The organism is Thermodesulfobacterium thermophilum DSM 1276 (assembly GCF_000421605.1).
Lineage (GTDB): Bacteria > Desulfobacterota > Thermodesulfobacteria > Thermodesulfobacteriales > Thermodesulfobacteriaceae > Thermodesulfobacterium > Thermodesulfobacterium thermophilum.
In genome coordinates, this window is the sequence record NZ_ATXI01000042.1 from 1 (window position 1) to 1,202 (window position 1,202).

Sequence of the window (1,202 nt, forward strand, 5' to 3'; positions counted from 1 at the left end):
CCATGCTCTCCAGCTCGGGCTGCCTCAATCGTTGCATTCAAAGCAAGTAAATTGGTCTGCTCTGCCACATCCTTGATAAACTCTACCACACTCTCTATTGCCCTGGTCCTCTCCTCTAAACTGTACATAACTTCCTTCAACTTCCCTGCATTCCTTTCTATTACCTTAACCTCATTTGCTGTTTTTAAAGTATAGTTCTCCCCTTCCCTTGCAATCTCAGCTGTCTTTTTACTCTCTTCAAGTATGTTGGTTGTGTTTTTAGCTATGTCAACCACCGTAATAGACATCTGTTCTGCTGCGCTTGCAATCTGAGTTGCCTTTTGAGTCTGATTCTCAATACTTGCACTAAACTGCTTGGTTATGGCAGATAACTCCTCACTTGACCCAGCAAGGGCAACTGACACATGCTTGACCTCATCTATAAGATTTCTAATGCTAACTAATGCCTCTCTGAGGTCAGCACTCATCGTTCCTATTTCATCTCGACTGTCAACAGCTATCTCAACCGCCAAAGTTTTACCTGCTAAGACAAGTTCAAGGGTTTTGTTGGTTAACTCTCTTGCTGAAACTATAGAATCTTGCACGTTTTGCAAAAGTCTTTTTCCTTCCTCTGATCGGGTAACAGACTTAAGAAAATCCATAGCTTTCTTATACTCCTCTCGAGCTTTAAGGATTTCGTTATAATACTCCTTTCTTTTTTCCGGATCATTCGTTAAAAGAAGTTTGGTGACGTTATAGTGAACACCTACCATAGTCTCTCTTCTAACCTTAGCAGCCATCTCGAGCTTGTCCGCTCTTTCTCCTAAATCCTGAACGTCTTTTTTCACAATAAACAAAGAATATAAAGTATAGAAAGATACAAGGCCGACTATAAAAAAGATAACACCAAAACCTGCAAGAAGCTTTTTGGTAATACTCCAGTTTTTAAACATCTTTACCTCCTATTTTTTTATTTTTACCTTATAACCAAGTTAACTTTCGCAGATTTCTTCCCAGCTCTTAAAACCTTGGGGGTTAAAACCCAGAAACATAAGAAGCCTTTTCACAAAAAAGTCTACCAGCTCCTCTAAAGTCTTAGGTCTCTGATAAAAAGAGGGCATGGCTGGGAAAATAACAGCTCCTGCCTTAAGACAAGCTTCCATGTTTCTTATGTGAATAAGGTTTAGAGGGGTTTCTCTGACCACTAAAACTAAAGGCTTTCT

Annotated in this window: 2 protein-coding genes; both read right to left on the reverse strand. The window is 39.8% G+C overall.

Going from position 1 to position 1,202, the window contains the following annotated elements:
- The coding region (locus H529_RS0109435; protein ID WP_022856239.1) for a HAMP domain-containing methyl-accepting chemotaxis protein at positions 1–932 on the reverse strand (932 nt) is incomplete at its 3' end.
- Positions 933–971: 39 nt separating this feature from the next.
- A partial coding sequence (locus H529_RS11760) for a flavoprotein (protein ID WP_022856240.1) occupies positions 972–1,202 on the reverse strand: 231 nt, incomplete at its 5' end.